This window comes from Nocardioides deserti, from assembly GCF_014266025.1.
In the GTDB taxonomy this organism is placed as follows: Bacteria; Actinomycetota; Actinomycetes; order Propionibacteriales; family Nocardioidaceae; genus Nocardioides; species Nocardioides deserti.
In genome coordinates, this window is sequence record NZ_JACMYC010000003.1 from 295,504 (window position 1) to 310,343 (window position 14,840).

Below are 14,840 nucleotides of genomic sequence, written 5' to 3' on the forward strand. Positions count from 1 at the left end.
TCCTCGGCTCAGGCCTCGACCAGCACCTCCGCCAGCGCCGCCGCCTGGCGGGTGGCGAAGGAGAGGCGGCGGGGGGCGTAGGCGTCGCCGAGGACGTGCAGGTCCGCGACCCGGCCGCGGAGGTCGTCGTACAGCGTCGAGTCGGACTCGGCGCCGCACGCCAGGACGACGGTGTCGTAGCCCTCGAGCCTGCTGCTCTCCCAGCTGTAGACGTCGCGCACGGTGACCGCGTCGGTCGCGATCTCCACGACCTCCTCGAGGTGGCGGAACGTCACGCCGCGGCGGCGCAGCCGCGCCATGACCCCGCCCAGGATGTAGCGGCCCAGGAACTGCGCCGGCTGGCCGGAGCCGTAGACCAGCGTCACCTCCTTGCCCTGCTCGCTGAGCGCGTCGGCCACGCTCAGCGGCGGCAGGTGGTCGTCCTGCGCGACGACGAGCACGCGGTGCCCGACCGGGGCGCCCTTGAGCACGTCGGCGGTCTGCACCACGTGGGGCAGGTCGCCTCCCGCGATGTCGGGGGTGTGCGGGGTGGCGCCGGTGGCGACCGCGACGACGTCCGCGCCGTGGGCGGCGACGTCGTCGGCGGTGGCCCGGCGGCCCAGCCGGACCGTCACGCCGGCGCGCTCCAGGCGGCCGGCCTGCCAGTCGAGGTACTCGCCGTACTTTTCGTAGCTCGGGCTCAGCGCCGCGGTGCGCAGGGCGCCGCCCAGCTGCTCGGAGGCCTCCCACAGCTCGACCCGGTGGCCGCTCTCGGCGGCGAGCGCGGCGAGCTCCATCCCGGCCGGGCCGCCGCCGACGACGAGCAGGGACTTCGCGGAGGCGGCGACGCCCCAGCCCTCGCCCCAACGGCCCTTGTGCTCGGTGGCCACGTGCGGGTTGACCGCGCAGCCGAAGGGCAGACCCTCGTTGTACTGCCGGCTGATGCAGTCGTTGCCGCCGATGCAGGGGCGGACCTCGAGCGTCAGGCCGCTGCGGGACTTCGTGATCAGGTCGCGCTCGGCCAGGTAGGCGCGTGCCATGCCGACGACGTCGGCGTGGCCGGCGGCCACCACCTGCTCGGCGACGTCCAGCGAGGTGACGCGGCCGGCGTAGACCACCGGCAACGAGACCGCATCGCGAACCTGACCGGCGAGGTCGGACCACTGGGCCGGCTCGTAGAACTGCGGCTGGATGTAGCTCGGGTCGCCCCACGGGGAGCCGATGACGGCGTGCAGGAAGTCGACCAGGCCGGTCTTCTCCAGGTGCTGCGCGATCTCGAGGCCCGCCTCGACGTCGTAGCCGCCGGGCACCTCCTCGCGCATGTTGAACCGGACGCCGAGCGCCAGGTCCCCGCCGATCGCGTCCCGGACCGCCTGGAGCGACTCGACGGCGAACCGGGCGCGGTTCTCCAGGGAGCCGCCGTACCGGTCGTCGCGCTGGTTGGTCAGCGGGGAGAGGAACCACTCGAGCATGTCGTCGTGGTTGAGGTGCAGCTCGATGCCGTCGAGCCCGGCTCTGCGGGCCTGCTCGCCGCAGAACCGGTACTCCTCGACGTACCACTGGATGTCCTCGACGGTCATCACGTGGGGACGCGCGCTGGAGAGCGGCGAGCTGAGCTTGTTGCTCGGCGCCTGGGGGACGCCGCCGATCACCGTCAGCTGGCTGGTCACCACGCCCCCGGCGTCGTGCAGCCGGCCGGCCAGCCGGGAGACGCGCTCGACGTAGTTGGGCTGGCGGTAGTTGCCCAGCGTCTCGGCGCCGTAGCCGCCGGTCTCGAAGCCGGGGATGATGTTGTTGCGCACGCGGCCGCGGACGCCGTCGATCCACGCGGCGCCGTCCTGCACGCGGGACTCCCAGTAGGCCATGTGGGTCTCGGCCTGCCCCTCGGTACCCCAGAGGTTGCCGATGCCCGAGCCATGCGGCGGGACCATGATCCGGTTGCGCAGCCGCATCGGCCCCAGGTCGATCGGGGTGAAGAGGGAGGGGTAGCGCTCGCTCATGCCTGCCGCTCCTCGCCGAAGACCGAGCCGTCCGCCGGGCGCTTCATCATCAGGCCGACGCGCTTGCACGACATGATGAGCACGTCGTCCTGGTTGTAGCCGCGGTGCTCGAACCAGACCACGCCGGAGTCGTCGCGGCTCTTGGACTCGCGCTTGTCCACGATCGTGGTCTCGCCGCGCAGGGTGTCGCCGTGGAAGACCGGCGCCGGGAAGCGGACCTCCTCGTAGCCGAGGTTGCCCAGGGTGGTGCCCATGGTCAGCTCGGGCACGTGGAAGGCACCGATCAGCGCGAGCGTGAAGAGGCTGTTGAGCAGCGGCTTGCCGTGCACCGTCGTCTTGGCGTACTCGGCGTCGAGGTGGATCGGCGCGACGTTCATCGTGAGCGACGTGAACATCACGTTGTCCATCTCGGTGACGGTCCGCCGGAACGTGTGCCGGTAGACCGTGCCGACCTCGAACTCCTCGAAGTAGAGACCTCGCATCAGTAGCTCCTGGGAAGGCCGAGCACGTGCTCGGCGACGTAGTTGAGGACCATCTCCTGGCTGATCGGCGCGATCCGCATGAGACGGGCCTCGCGGAAGTAGCGCTCGACGTGGAACTCCTTGCTGTAGCCCATCCCGCCGTGCACCTGCAGCGCGACGTCGGCGGCGTAGAAACCCGCCTCCGCGCACAGCCACTTGGCGTAGTTGGCCTCGGCGCCGCACGGCAGCTGGTGGTCGACCTTCCAGGTCGCGTCCCGTAGCACCGCGTCGGCGGCCTCGATCCGGATCTTCGCCTCGGCGAGCTGGAAGGCCAGCCCCTGGTTCTGTCCGATCGGGCGGCCGAACACGACCCGGTCCTTGGCGTACTGGACGCCGCGGCGCAGGGCGGCTTCGCCGATCCCGAGCATCGCGTTGGCTGCGACGACCCGCTCGGCGTTGAGGCCGGTGAGGATGACCTTGAACCCCTTGCCGACCTCGCCGACGACGTCCTCGTCGGGGACGAAGAGGTCGTCGATGAAGAGCTCGTTGCTGTCGACCGAGTTGCGGCCCATCTTCGGGATCGGCCGGATCGTGACCTTCTCCCGGTCCATGGGGGCGAAGAAGACGGTCAGGCCGTCGGTCTTCCTGGCGCACTCGTCCTTGGGGGTGGTGCGGGCCAGGAGCAGCATCCGCTCGGCCTGCTGGGCGTTGGAGATCCACACCTTCTTGCCCGAGACCAGCCAGCCGCCGTCGACCTTGCGGGCAAAGGTGGAGAGGTTGGTGGTGTCGGTGCCGGCGTCGGGCTCGGTCACTGCGAAGGAGATCTGCAGGTCGCCGGAGGAGACGCGGGGCAGGAAGCGCTTCTTCAGCTCCTCGCTGCCGTGGTGCAGGATCGGCTCGAAGCCGAAGATCCCGATGTGCACGGCCGAGCAGCCGCCCATTCCGGCGCCGGAGGCCGCGATCTCGCGCTCGACGATGGCCGCCTCGGTCACGCCGAGGCCTCCCCCGCCGTACTCCTCGGGGATCGTCAGGCCGAGCCAGCCGCCCTCGACGACGGCGTTGAAGAAGTCCCAGGGGAACTCGTGCTTGTCGTCGCGCTCGGCCCAGTACTCGTCGGGGAACTTCGAGCACAAGGTGCGCACGGCCTGGCGGATGTCCTCGTGGACGGGGTCCACCTCGTGATTCACCATGATCTCCTCGGTTGCAGGTGCGTCAGGGGCGGCGTACGCCGGCCGCGAGGCGCGGGACTGTGTCTGTCCTGTGTCTGTCCTGTGTCTGTCGGTCTTCGGGTCAGCGCATCTCGCCGCGGACCAGCCGGGCGTGGGCGAGCCAGTCGCGCGCCTTCTCGGCGTGCGCGATGTCGACGTGGGTACCGCGGAAGCGGACCGCGCCGTGGCCCTCGGCCACGGCCCTGTCCATGGTCGCGACGAGGTCCTCGTAGTAGGCGACCTCCTCGTCGGAGGGGGTGTAGACCTCGTGCACCACCGGCACGTGCGAGGGGTGGATCAGCACCTGGCCGCGGAAGCCGAGCTGGAGGCCGTAATCGGCGAACGCGCGCAGCCCCTCGAGGTCGCCGAGGTCCTCCCACAGGCCGGTGAGGGCGTGCAGCCCGTACTGCCGGCAGGCGAGCAGGATCCGGCTGCGCAGGTAGAGCGTCTCGCTGCCCTCGCGGGACTGCCGGTAGCCGACCGCCCGGGCGATGTCGGCGTGCTCCGACGTTGGCCCGATCATCGCCCCGACCCGCGGCGACGCGGAAGCTATCTCGAACGCGTTGGTGATCGCGTCGACCATCTCGACCGGGACGATCATCTCCAAGCCCTCGGCGCCGTTGCGCGCCTCGAACCAGTCGATCAGCGTCTCCCACCGGACCACGTCGGTGGCGTTGCGGATCTTCGGGGTGAAGAGGCCGGTCAGCTCGGGGCAGACCACGGCCTCGAGATCGGCGCCCGACATCTTGGTGTCCAGCGCGTTGGGCCGGACGAAGAGCCCCACGTGCTCGGACTCCGCGCGCAGCTCGGCGAGCGTCTTGCGCGCCGTGTCGCGGGCCGACTCCTTGAGGTCGACCGGGACAGAGTCCTCGAGGTCGACCACGATGCAGTCGGCCCCGGAGGCCAGCGCCTTGCGCGCCCACTCGGGCTTGTGCGCCGGGACGAACAGGATCGAGCGGTAGGGGTGCACAGGAGGCTCCTCAGGCGGGTCGGCTCAGGCGGGGCAGCTCGGGCGGTCGGCTCAGCGGTTGTCGGGCGTGCGGTCCCGGGTGTCCTCGGTGACGCCGAGCTCGCGCAGCTTGGCCTTCTGCACCCGCTGCGACGGCGTCTTGGGCAGCTCGTCGACGAACCTCAGGTAGCGCGGGACCGCGAACGACGGGATCCGCCCGTCGCAGTGCTCCCACAGCTCCTCCGCGGTGACGTCGCTCTGGGTGATCACGTAGGCCATCACCTCGTCCTCGCCGGCTTCGGTGGACGCCGGGACGGCGATCACCGCGGTCTCGACCACGGCCGGGTGGGAGAGGATCGAGGTCTCGATCTCGTAGGAGGAGATGTTCTCCCCTCGGCGGCGCAGCGCGTCCTTGAACCGGTCGACGAAGTAGAACCAGCCGTCCTCGTCGCGGCGCAGCGCGTCGCCGGTGTGGAACCACAGGTTGCGCCATGCCTCGACCGTCTTGTCGGGCATGTTGTAGTAGCCCATCGAGCAGATGAACGGCACCTTCGGCCGGATCACCAGCTCGCCGATCTCGCCCACGGCGACGGGCTCGTCGGTGGCCGGGTCGACGAGCGCCACCTCGAACCACTCGTCAGCCGCAAGGCCGGCGGCACCCGCGGGGCGGTCCTCGCCGTACGGCGAGATGATCGGCGCGGAGGTCTCGGTGAGGCCGAAGACCTCGACGAACGCGTCGATCCCGTAGCGCTCCTTCATCGGCTGCACGAGGGTGGCGGCGGTCGGCGCGGCGAAGACGACCCGCAGCGGGTTGTCCGCGTCGTCGTCGCGGCGGTCCTGCTTCCAGATGAAGTCCATCATCACGCCGATGAAGTTGGTGACCGTCACCCGGCTCTCGCGGATCTGGTCGATCCACCGGCTCGCGGAGAACCGGCTGCGGAGCACGCACCGGGCCCCCGCGACCAGCGTCGGGTACGCCGCCATGAACTGGGCGTTGCCGTGGAAGAGCGGGGTCACCGTCATCCACGCGTCGTCGGCGGTCAGCCGGACGAGCGAGACGCACTCGTCGGCGAAGAAGTACATTTGCGCGTGCGGCATCGCCACGCCCTTGGACGGGCCGGTGGTGCCGGAGGTGAAGAGCACCGAGGCGAGGTCCTGCGGCTGCACGTCGGGCAGCTCGACGCTGGTGCCGGCGGGCAGGTCGGCCTCGAGCTCGTCCCAGGGGGCGGCCTCCCAGCCGGCCTCGCGGAGCACCTCGATCGCCTTGTCCTGCTGGCCGGTGTCGATCACCCAGAACTTGGTGATGTCCTTCGCGGCCTCCTTGATCGCGACGAACCGCTCGGCGAAGACGTCGTCGATGACGGCGAGGCGGGCCTCAACGGTGCGCACCTGGTGCGCCAGGAAGTCGTGTTCGTACGCCGTGTTGATCGGCACCTCGACCAGGCCGGCCACAGCGGTCCCGATCCAGGTCCGGACGAAGCGCGACGAGTTGGCCGCGACGAGGACCACCCGGTCGCCGACGCTGGCGCCCTGGGTGAGGAAGTTGCGGCCTACGCGCTCGGCGGAGGCCAGCATCTCGGCGTACGTCCATGTGGCTTCCTCCTCCGGGGCATCGAGCCACACTGAGTCGGGACGCTCGGCGGCATGGTGCCGGAGCACGGTGGGCAGGGCCCACTGGCTGCGGGCCGAGAAGGTCGGCTTGAGGTCGCGGTAGTAGCGGAAGCTCACGGTTCTGTCCCTTGCTGCTGAGCTCGAACGGCCGCCGAACGGATCGGCCGCGGCACTTACCGAAGGTGCTCCTTCGATCTATGCTTTTGATGATCAGCAATATAGGCTGGGGGTCGAAGCCGGTCAAGGGCGGGTCCCGGTCCCCGGGCCGGACCCTCGACCCGCACCGCCACGAAGACAGGAGCCCCCGGGACATGAAGGCTGCAGTGCTGACCGAGTTCGACGGACGTCCCGAGATCGCGGACGTCACCGTCGGGGACATCCTCCCCCAGGAGGTCCGTATCCGGACAGCCGCCACCGGCGTCTGCCACTCCGACCGCCACGGCCAGACCGGGGGCATCCCCTCCATGCCGATCCCCGCCATCCTCGGCCACGAGGCCGCGGGCGAGGTGCTCGAGGTCGGCAGCCAGGTCACGAGCGTCCGCCCCGGCGACCACGTCGTCGTCGCCCCCGCCGCCTCCTGCGGCCTGTGCGAGTGGTGCAGCAAGGGCCACCCGCAGCACTGCGCCGACCAGGGCCGTGTCCGCGCGCCGGGCCTCGGCGACCGGCTCACCCTCGACGGCAGTGGCGTCGGCCAGTTCGTCGGCGTGGGCAGCTTCGCCGAGGAGATGATGGTCCAGGTGACCGCCGTCGCGCGGATCCCGAAGGAGATGCCGCTGGACAAGGCCGCCCTCCTCGGCTGCGCGGTGATCACCGGCCTCGGCGCGGTCCGCCACTCCGCGCAGGTCCGGTTCGGCGACACCGTCGCCGTGATCGGCTGCGGCGGCGTGGGCCTCAGCGCCGTCCAGGGCGCGGCGCTCGCCGGCGCGTCGCGGATCATTGGCATCGACCGGATGGCCTCCAAGCTGGAGATCGCCAAGCAGTTCGGCGCCACCGACATGGTCGACGCGAGCACCACCGACCCGGTCCAGGCCGTCCTGGAGCTGACCGGCGGCGTGGACCACTGCATCGAGGTCGTCGGCATCCCGGCCACGATCGAGCAGGCCTTCGGCATGCTCCGCACCCGCGGCACCGCCACCGTGGTCGGCCTCCCCCACCCGGGCGACACCCTGTCGCTGCCCGCCTCGGCGATGCTCCAGGAGAAGCGCCTCCAGGGCTCCCGCCTCGGCGGCACCCAGCTGCGCGTCGATGCCCCGCTCTACGCCGAGATGTACCTCTCGGGTCGGCTCGACCTCGACCCGCTGATGGGCAGCACGGTCTCCCTCGCCGATGTCGGCGACGCGCTGGAGCAGATCGACTCCTCCACCTCCGCGCGGACGATCGTCACCTTCTAGTCCCGGCCGCTCCGACAGAGAACACTCCGAGAGGAGGAGGCCCGCCCCGCCTGGCATCTCGGCGGGCCGGGCCCTTTCGTCCTGCCGAACGGTCGTGCCCTTCTGACTCGTGAGACGTTCGCCTTCCTCCATCTATGCGCTGAAGCGGCGTGCCCCCCATCGCCTGGATCTCCCGACCCGCGAAGTCGGTCAGGCCCGTCCGCTACTTCGGGCGGACGACCATCGAGCGCCCGATGGTTGAAACGCTGGCGCGAGGACGTAGGACCCGATCGCCTCGGTCTCCTCGACCATGGCGGGTGACCCCGTGGACGACGTCGACCATCCAGCGGGGCCGGCCACGCCACTGATCAGCGGTGTCTGCCGCGCGATGATCGGGCGTCGCCAAGTGCAATGTTCCGGGGGTACTCCGACGGCTCGTAGACCGGAAGCGCCACGCCCAGGCCGAGGCGGCCGTCCACGACAGCGTCGTCGAACCTCCAGCCGGCGTGATCGCGCTCGTTCAGCCCACCTCGAGGGGCACCGTGCCATCCGGCCACTCCTCGACTGCCACGGGGTACTGCTCCATCCGCTAGCTCGAGCCGCGCCCGTTCGGACCGGGCGCCTGGGTCAGGCCGGCCGTCGTGCGATCAGCACGAGCGCCGGCCCGACGAGGCAGACGCACGCGAGCACGGCCACGGCGGGCGCCATCCCGAGGGCGATGCTCAGGCCGCCGAGGGCGGCGGAGCCGAAGGCCGCGCCGAGCATGAAGACGAGCATCATCACGCCCATGGCCGCGCCGCGGACGTCGAGCCCGAACCGGTGCCCCACCTCGCCCATCAGCGTCGACTGGGCGAGCGCCGCGAGGCCCGTGACGCCGAAGTTGGTGACCACCAGCAGCACCGGGGTGAGGACGCGGTGGTCGGCGCTCACCCCCACCCAGCAGAGCAGCAGGAGCAGCGCGGTGCCGATGCCGGTGAGCAGCAGGCTGTCCGGACCCCCGAGCCGGGCCAGCACCGCGGGGGTGGCCCTGGAGGCGATCAGTCCGGCGAGCGCGCCGGGCGCCATCGCGGCGCCGACCTGCCAGGGCTCCCAGGCCAGCGCGTCCAGGGTCAGGGGCAGCACTAGCATCAGCGCGAACCAGGCGCCGGGGACCACGGCCCCGCCGACCGCGAGCCCCAGCATCCGGCCGTCGTCCAGCACCGCGCGGGGCAGGAAGCCGCCGGGCACCCGGCGCACGTGCCGCAGCAGCAGCGGGACGCCGACGACCACCAGGCCTGCGCCCACCCAGTGGGCGGGCCAGGACGCACCGGGCGACTGGAGCAGGAGCACCACCCCCGCGGCCGCGACGACGACCTGGAGCGCGCCCACGAGGTCGATCCGCGCGCCCGACCCCTCGGTCGGCAGCCAGCGCCAGACCGGGACCATCGCCACCAGCCCGACCAGCGGCAGGGCGAGCGCCACCCGCCAGCCGACGAGGTTGGCGACGCTGCCGCCGACCAGCGGGCCGATGCTCCCCACCCCGATCGCGATGCCCGCGACCGCGGCCAGCGCCCGGCCGCGCAGCGAGCCCCCGTAGGAGCGCTCGACCGCGGCGTTGAGCAGCGACGGCATGCTCGCCGCGCCCACCCCCTGGACCGCCCGGGCGACCAGGAGCACGCCGTACGTCGGGGCGAGCGCGGCCAGCACCGACCCGGCCGCCAGCAGGGAGACGCCCACCGCGAGCGGCTTGCGGATGCCGAAGAGGTCGGCGAGCCGGCCGTACAGCGCCGTGCAGACCGAGAGCGACAGCACGTAGAGGCTGATCATCCACGAGGCCGAGCCGGCGGCCAGGCCGAAGCCGTCGACGACGTCGGGCAGGATCACCGCCACCGAGGCGCTGGCGAGGCTGATCATCCCAAGCATCACCCCGGCCCACACCGCGACCCGCAGGGGCGGCTGCCCAGGCATGGGAGTGGCTCGGGCTCCGGACGCGCGGGCCGGGGCGACCGGCGCCGAGGCGCCGGTCAGCTCTGAGTCAGGCGAGGACGGCGACCGGGAGATGCTCGCTCCCCTCAGGCTGGACCCACTCGACGCGGACCGCGCGCCCGACCGCGAGGTCGGCGGGGTCGACGTCGGGCAGCTGCAGCGGCAGCCAGGGCCCCTCCTCCAGCTCGACGAGGCCGACCACGGTCGGCACCGCCGGCCGGTCCTCGGTGGCGCGGCCCGGCTTCACGGTCCAGGAGACGAGGCTCCCGACCCCGGAGGCCTCGCGCCACTCCAGGTCCGCGGCCTGGGTGACCGAGCAGACCCGGGCGGCCGGCTCCGACCACTCCCCGCTGCTCGGGGAGAAGCGCAGGAGCAGCCGGCCCTCGGCGGCGGCCTCGAAGAAGGTGGTCGAGTGGCCGTCGCGGACGACGGCCTTGAGCGAGTGCGGCACGGGTTTCTCCTCAGCTCTTCCGGTGCGGGCTGACGACCAGCGTGGAGTGGAAGTCCAGGACTCCGCCGTTCCCGCTGACCATGACGAGGTCGTGCTTGTCCACCTGGCGCTCGCCGCCCTGGCCGCGCGCCTGGATCACCGCCTCCGAGAGCGGGGTCATCCCCCACATGTAGAACGACGAGAGCTCGCCGCCGCCGGTGTTGGTGGGGTGGCTGCCGCCGGGCGCGATCGCGCCGCTGGCGACGAACTCGCCGCCCTCGCCCTTGGCGCAGAAGCCGTAGTCCTCGAGGGTGACGAGCGTGGTGTAGGTGAAGCAGTCGTAGAGCTCGCGGACGTCGATCTCGTCGACCTTCACCCCCGCCATCGCGAGCGCGTCGGCGCCCGAGGGCGCGGCCCCGGTGACCAGCCCGAACTCGCTGTCCCGCCGGTTGACGTAGCCCGGGTGCGCCTGGCCCCAGCCCCAGACGTGCACCGGGGGTTGGCGCAGCGCCTCGGCCCGGTCGGAGCTGGTGACGATGATCGCGACCGCGCCGTTGCTGACCAGGCAGCAGTCGAGCAGCCGCAGCGGGTCGGCGATCATCCGCGACTCCTGGTGGTCGGCGAGGGTGATCGGCTCCCGCATCTGGGCGTCCGGGTTCATCGACGCCCACTGGCGGGCGGCGACGGCGACGGCGCCGAGCTGCTCCGACGTCGTGCCGTAAGCCTCCATGTGGCGGCGCGCGGCGACGGCGTACCGCTCCGGGGCGGCCTGGAGGCCGGCGGCGAACTGGAGCGACTGGACGCCCTCCATCGCGCGTTTCTGGCCGCCGTACGACGCCCCCGCGCGCTTGCCCTCCGTCAGCGGCGCGTCGGCATAGACGCAGGCGACGACGTCGGCCATGCCGTTGGCGATCGCCATCGACGCGTACTGCACCATCTGGCCGGCCGAGGAGCCGAACCCCTGCATGGTCGCCAGCAGCCGGGCGTCGCGCATCTGGAGCGTGGACTGGAGCCGGAGGTCGGTGTCGTTCTTGACCCCCGGGTTGACCAGCAGCCCGTCGATCTCGGAGAGCGCCAGGCCGGCGTCGGCCGCGGCGAGCGTGATCGCCTCGACCGCGAAGTCGGTCGCCGTGCGCCCGTAGACCTTGCCCATCTCGGTGATCCCGAGGCCCGCGATCGCGGTGCCCCCGGACGCCTCGTGCGTGACCACACCCATCAGCTCTCCTCCTCGCGACGCGGCAGCGTCACCTCGACCACACCGGGCCCCACCGTGACGCCCTGGGAGTTCTCGCACCGGATCGCGACCTCGACCACGCCCAGGCCGTCCTCGACCCGGGTCGTGGCGACCTCGGCGTGCACCGTCGTGGTGTCGCCGACGTAGTTGAACGCCTTCATCCGGAAGCCGCGCAGCGCGCGGATCGTGCCCTCGGTCCCGATCCAGTCCCGCACGCAGCGCTCCCACGTCCCCATGAGGAACGAGGTGTTGGCGTACATCTCCTCCGCGCCGGTGCCGCGCGCGTACTCGGAGTTGTGATGGATCGAGTTGAAGTCGCGGTTGGTTCCGGCGGCCATCACCAGCCGGTAGACCGTGAGCGGGTAGGCCACCGACGGCAGCGCCTCGCCGATCGTGACGTCCTCGAAGTAGCGCGTCATCTCTCCCCGTCTTTCGCGTGCGGGACGTAGGCGTAGGTGCCGATCCGGATCCGGCCGACCACCTCGGGGTACCCTGACGCGGCCGGCCCGCGGTCGCTGACGACCTCGCTCTCGAAGGTCAGGAACGCGCCGCGACCGACGGAGGTCTCCTTCGGCTTGCAGGAGAGCAGCCGCTTGCCGCGCCGGCCGAGCCGCTCGCCGGCGACCACCGGGCGCAGGAAGTCGATCTCAACGTCGGTGCCGAAGAAGCCGGTGGTGCGGGGCCCGATCCCGAGCCCGGCGTCGTTGATCGCGCTGCGCACGGGCTGCGCGTCCCGGTCGTAGGAGTCGAAGAGCACCTGCCCCGGCTCCCAGGCGGCCGGTAGCGTCCATGGCATCACGCCGGTGTAGGGCATGGTCACGTCGTCGAAGCCCGCCGCCCGGGCCGCCTCCCGGTCGGTGTGCAGCGCGCAGTCCAGCTCCAGCGGCTCCAAGTAGCGCCGGATCGCCCCCGGCTCGACCGGGTCGCCGCCCCAGGTGATCACGCCGTCGAGGAAGTCGCGGCCGACCGCGTCGACCACCGGCTGCCACTCCTCCTGCCAGCCCGTGTCGGTGGCTGCGCTCGTGCTCGTGCTGTGGCTCATGCCAGCACCCCCTCCTGCGTCAGGGCCGCGACCCGCTCGGCGTCGTAGCCGAGCAGCGTCCGCAGCACGTGGTCGTTGTGCTGGCCCAACCAGGGCGCCGCGCGGCGCGGCCCCCCGGGCGTCGCCGAGAGCTGCCAGCGCGGCCCCTCGACGTAGGTCGTCCCGTGCCGCTCGCTGGGCAGCTGGACGAGGTGGCCGCGGTAGGTCAGCTGGGGGTCGGTGAGGAAGTCGGCGCTAGAGCTCGCCCCGTGCGCGGGCACACCGGCCGCCTGGAGCAGGTGCTCCACCTCGCCCGCCGACCGGTCCGCCGTCCACGCGGAGACCGCGCCCTCCAGCTCCTCGTTGGCGGCGAGCCGCCCGGCCGTGGTGAGCAGCTCGGGCCGCGCCGCCAGGTCGGGCCGCTCTATGACGGCGGCCAGAGCGCACCAGTCCTGCTCGTCGCGGACGGCCACGGCGACGAACCGGTCGCGGCCGTCCTCGGGCCGACAGGCGTGCACCCCATGCGGGGCCATCGCCACGTCGGCGTTGCCCCGGCGCCCGGCGACCGTGCCGTCGTACGCCGCGTGCGCGACCTGCGGGGAGAGGAAGAAGACCCCGGCCTCCACCTGGCTCAGGTCGACGTAGCAGCCCTCGCCGGTGAGCCGGCGCCGCTCGAGCGCGGCCAGCAGGGCGGGCAGCGCCAGCCGGGGGCCGACGTAGTCGGTGTAGGGGCCGAACGGGCCCAGCGGCAGCCGGTCGGGCCAGCCCACGAGGTGCTGGAAGCCGCTGAGGGACGAGCCGACGTTGCCGTAGCCGGCGAGCCGGGACCACGGGCCCGACTGGCCGGCGATCGAGGTGCTGAGGACCACCAGGTCGGGCCGCTCGGCACGCAGCGTGGCCGGGTCCAGCCCCCACTTGGCGAGCTGGCCGGGCGAGAACGACTCGACCACCACGTCGGCCCAGGCCACGAGGTCGCGGGCGACCCGCTGCCCCTCCGGCGACTTCAGGTCCAGGGTCACGCCCCACTTGCCGGCGTTGCAGTTGCCGAAGAGCGCGGAGCCCTCGCGGTGCTGCTCGCCCCGGTGGAACGGCTGCATCAGCCGGGCGGTCTCGACGCGCGTGCCGGATTCGACCCGGACGACCTCGGCGCCGAAGTCGGCGAGCTGGCGGCCGATCAGCGGGCCGGCGACGACCCAGGAGAGGTCGAGGACCTTGAGGCCGGCGAGCGCGTCCTGGCGGTCGTGGCCGAGGTCGCCGGCCACGGCCGTGCCCGTGGCGGCCGTGCCCGTGGCGGCCGTGCTCGTGGCGGCGGCGCGGGGGTCCTCGGCGGCGTCCTCGGCGGGGCGGGCCAGCGGGAGCCACTCCGCGAGCACCTCGTCGGTGTGCTCGCCGAACCGGGGCGCGGGGCGGCGCAGCGACGGGGCCGGGCCGCCGGTGACCTGGGCGAGGACGCCCGGGACCCGGACCCCGACGCCGGCCACCTCGAGCTCGGCCCAGAAGCCGCGCTCGGCCAGGTGCCGGCTCGCCAGCACGTCGGCGCTGTCGTAGATCGCCATCGCCAGCAGCCGCCGCTCCAGGGAGGCCGCGACGACCTCCTCCTTGGTCCGGGTGAGCAGGAAGGCGCGGACGGCGGCCCGGGCCCGCTCGAGGTCGTCGGTGGTGAGCTCGCCGGCGGTGAACCGGTCGGGGACGGTGCGCCAGTCCCAGGTCGCGACGTCGGCCGGGAGGACGCCTTCGCCCTCGTCACCGATCCAGGCGAAGAGCCGGTTGGTGAACGCGCCGGCAGCGGGGCCCATGGAGAGGTGGAGCTCGACGATGCCGTCGGCGCAGTGCCACTTCTTCAGCGAGTTGGGGGTGGCGGCGCCGCTGCCCGACTGGTCGGTCCGGCCGACGGGCTGCTTCTGCCACTCGGGGTTCGCGTCGCCGACCGCGGTGGCCAGCACCCGAGCCAGCGTGGCCGCGGCCGCGGAGACCTGCGCGGAGACGTCGACCACCTGGCCGGCCCCGGTGCGGGCGCGCGCCAGGACGGCGGTGAGCGCGCCAGCCGCGGCGTCCGCGCCGGCGTGCAGGTAGGCCTGAGGCACGCTGATCCGCAGCGGCGGGCGGTCGCCGTCGCGGTGCGGCTCGAGCGGTCCACCCGCGGCCCAGACGACGAGGTCGGTGTCGGCGTACGAAGACTTCGGGCCGTCCCAGCCGAACCCGGTGACCGTCACGCAGACCAGGGTCGGGTCCTGGGCGCGCAGCGTGGCCGGCTCGAGCCCGCGGGCGGTCAGCCAGTCGGGCGGCATCGAGGTGACGACGACGTCGGCGGCGCGCGCCAGCGCCCGGAACCGCTCCTGTCCCGGCGCGGTGTCGAGGTCCAGGGCGACGCCGCGCCGGTTTGCGCCGAAGGTCTCCCAGGCCAGGGAGACCTCATTGGCCTCGCCCGGGTCGGCGGGCCGCACGAGCGGCGTGGCCTGGCGGGCGGCCGACCCGCCTAGGGGCTCGACCTGGACCACGTCGGCGCCGAGGTCGGCCAGCAGCCGGCCGCAGAGCAGTCCGCGCTCGTCGGTGAGGTCGAGGACCTTGAGGTGTTCGATCATGTCGTCCGTCCGGTGACGTGGTCAGGCCGG

12 protein-coding genes are annotated in these 14,840 nt (G+C 72.6%); 1 reads left to right on the forward strand and 11 read right to left on the reverse strand.

All coding sequences use genetic code 11. From position 1 onward, the window contains the following. Nucleotides 1-8: 8 nt before the first annotated feature. The 5 genes from H7344_RS06995 to H7344_RS07015 form a co-directional block, all read right to left on the reverse strand. The gene (locus H7344_RS06995; RefSeq protein ID WP_186345292.1) at nucleotides 9-1,979 is read right to left on the reverse strand and encodes an oxidoreductase; all 1,971 of its coding nucleotides are present in this window, start codon (nucleotides 1,977-1,979) and stop codon (nucleotides 9-11) included. Then, nucleotides 1,976-2,461, reverse strand: coding sequence for a MaoC family dehydratase (locus tag H7344_RS07000; RefSeq protein WP_186345293.1), 486 nt, complete (start codon nucleotides 2,459-2,461; stop codon nucleotides 1,976-1,978). The genes H7344_RS06995 and H7344_RS07000 overlap by 4 nt, the downstream gene beginning before the upstream one ends. Continuing rightward, the gene (locus H7344_RS07005; RefSeq protein ID WP_222130339.1) at nucleotides 2,461-3,627 is read right to left on the reverse strand and encodes an acyl-CoA dehydrogenase family protein; all 1,167 of its coding nucleotides are present in this window, start codon (nucleotides 3,625-3,627) and stop codon (nucleotides 2,461-2,463) included. Before H7344_RS07005 ends, H7344_RS07000 begins: the two co-directional genes overlap by 1 nt. Nucleotides 3,628-3,730: 103 nt before the next feature. After that, nucleotides 3,731-4,618: an HpcH/HpaI aldolase/citrate lyase family protein gene (locus H7344_RS07010; protein WP_186345295.1), complete on the reverse strand. Its 888-nt coding sequence runs from the start codon at nucleotides 4,616-4,618 to the stop codon at nucleotides 3,731-3,733. 51 nt (nucleotides 4,619-4,669) lie between these two features. After that, nucleotides 4,670-6,325, reverse strand: a complete 1,656-nt coding sequence (locus H7344_RS07015) for an AMP-binding protein (protein WP_186345296.1) — start codon at nucleotides 6,323-6,325, stop codon at nucleotides 4,670-4,672. Nucleotides 6,326-6,519: 194 nt separating this feature from the next. Between H7344_RS07015 and H7344_RS07020 the strand changes: the two genes are divergently transcribed. After that, nucleotides 6,520-7,599, forward strand: a complete 1,080-nt coding sequence (locus H7344_RS07020) for a Zn-dependent alcohol dehydrogenase (RefSeq protein ID WP_186345297.1) — start codon at nucleotides 6,520-6,522, stop codon at nucleotides 7,597-7,599. A 606-nt stretch (nucleotides 7,600-8,205) separates the two neighbouring features. On the opposite strand, the gene H7344_RS07025 is transcribed toward H7344_RS07020, so the two are convergent. The 6 genes from H7344_RS07025 to H7344_RS07050 all read right to left on the reverse strand — a co-directional run bounded on the left by H7344_RS07025 (nucleotide 8,206) and on the right by H7344_RS07050 (nucleotide 14,810). Next, the gene (locus H7344_RS07025) at nucleotides 8,206-9,525 is read right to left on the reverse strand and encodes an MFS transporter (RefSeq protein ID WP_186345298.1); all 1,320 of its coding nucleotides are present in this window, start codon (nucleotides 9,523-9,525) and stop codon (nucleotides 8,206-8,208) included. 67 nt (nucleotides 9,526-9,592) lie between these two features. Beyond that, entirely contained in the window at nucleotides 9,593-9,994 is a 402-nt protein-coding gene (locus tag H7344_RS21095; protein ID WP_186345299.1) for a Zn-ribbon domain-containing OB-fold protein, read from the reverse strand. A gap of 10 nt (nucleotides 9,995-10,004) precedes the next feature. Further along, complete coding sequence (locus H7344_RS07035) at nucleotides 10,005-11,189, reverse strand: thiolase C-terminal domain-containing protein (protein ID WP_186345300.1); 1,185 nt, start codon at nucleotides 11,187-11,189, stop codon at nucleotides 10,005-10,007. Continuing rightward, a complete protein-coding gene (locus tag H7344_RS07040) occupies nucleotides 11,189-11,626 on the reverse strand; it encodes a hotdog family protein (protein ID WP_186345301.1) in 438 nt (145 codons plus the stop codon). Before H7344_RS07040 ends, H7344_RS07035 begins: the two co-directional genes overlap by 1 nt. Continuing rightward, complete coding sequence (locus H7344_RS07045; protein ID WP_186345302.1) at nucleotides 11,623-12,249, reverse strand: FAS1-like dehydratase domain-containing protein; 627 nt, start codon at nucleotides 12,247-12,249, stop codon at nucleotides 11,623-11,625. Before H7344_RS07045 ends, H7344_RS07040 begins: the two co-directional genes overlap by 4 nt. Then, nucleotides 12,246-14,810 carry a CaiB/BaiF CoA-transferase family protein gene (locus H7344_RS07050; protein ID WP_186345303.1) on the reverse strand — a complete coding sequence of 855 codons (2,565 nt, stop codon included), beginning with the start codon at nucleotides 14,808-14,810 and terminating at the stop codon, nucleotides 12,246-12,248. The genes H7344_RS07045 and H7344_RS07050 overlap by 4 nt, the downstream gene beginning before the upstream one ends. Between the last annotated feature and the right edge of the window lie 30 nt (nucleotides 14,811-14,840).

What these genes read in the sequence shown, in the direction of transcription:
- H7344_RS06995 (WP_186345292.1), bottom strand. Translation starts at nt 1,979, where the DNA reads ATGAGCGAGCGCTACCCCTCCCTCTTCACCCCGATCGACCTGGGGCCG.
- H7344_RS07045 (WP_186345302.1), bottom strand. Translation starts at nt 12,249, where the DNA reads ATGAGCCACAGCACGAGCACGAGCGCAGCCACCGACACGGGCTGGCAG.
- H7344_RS07020 (WP_186345297.1), top strand. Translation starts at nt 6,520, where the DNA reads ATGAAGGCTGCAGTGCTGACCGAGTTCGACGGACGTCCCGAGATCGCG.
- H7344_RS07025 (WP_186345298.1), bottom strand. Translation starts at nt 9,525, where the DNA reads ATGCCTGGGCAGCCGCCCCTGCGGGTCGCGGTGTGGGCCGGGGTGATG.
- H7344_RS07050 (WP_186345303.1), bottom strand. Translation starts at nt 14,810, where the DNA reads ATGATCGAACACCTCAAGGTCCTCGACCTCACCGACGAGCGCGGACTG.
- H7344_RS07040 (WP_186345301.1), bottom strand. Translation starts at nt 11,626, where the DNA reads ATGACGCGCTACTTCGAGGACGTCACGATCGGCGAGGCGCTGCCGTCG.
- H7344_RS07000 (WP_186345293.1), bottom strand. Translation starts at nt 2,461, where the DNA reads ATGCGAGGTCTCTACTTCGAGGAGTTCGAGGTCGGCACGGTCTACCGG.
- H7344_RS07035 (WP_186345300.1), bottom strand. Translation starts at nt 11,189, where the DNA reads ATGGGTGTGGTCACGCACGAGGCGTCCGGGGGCACCGCGATCGCGGGC.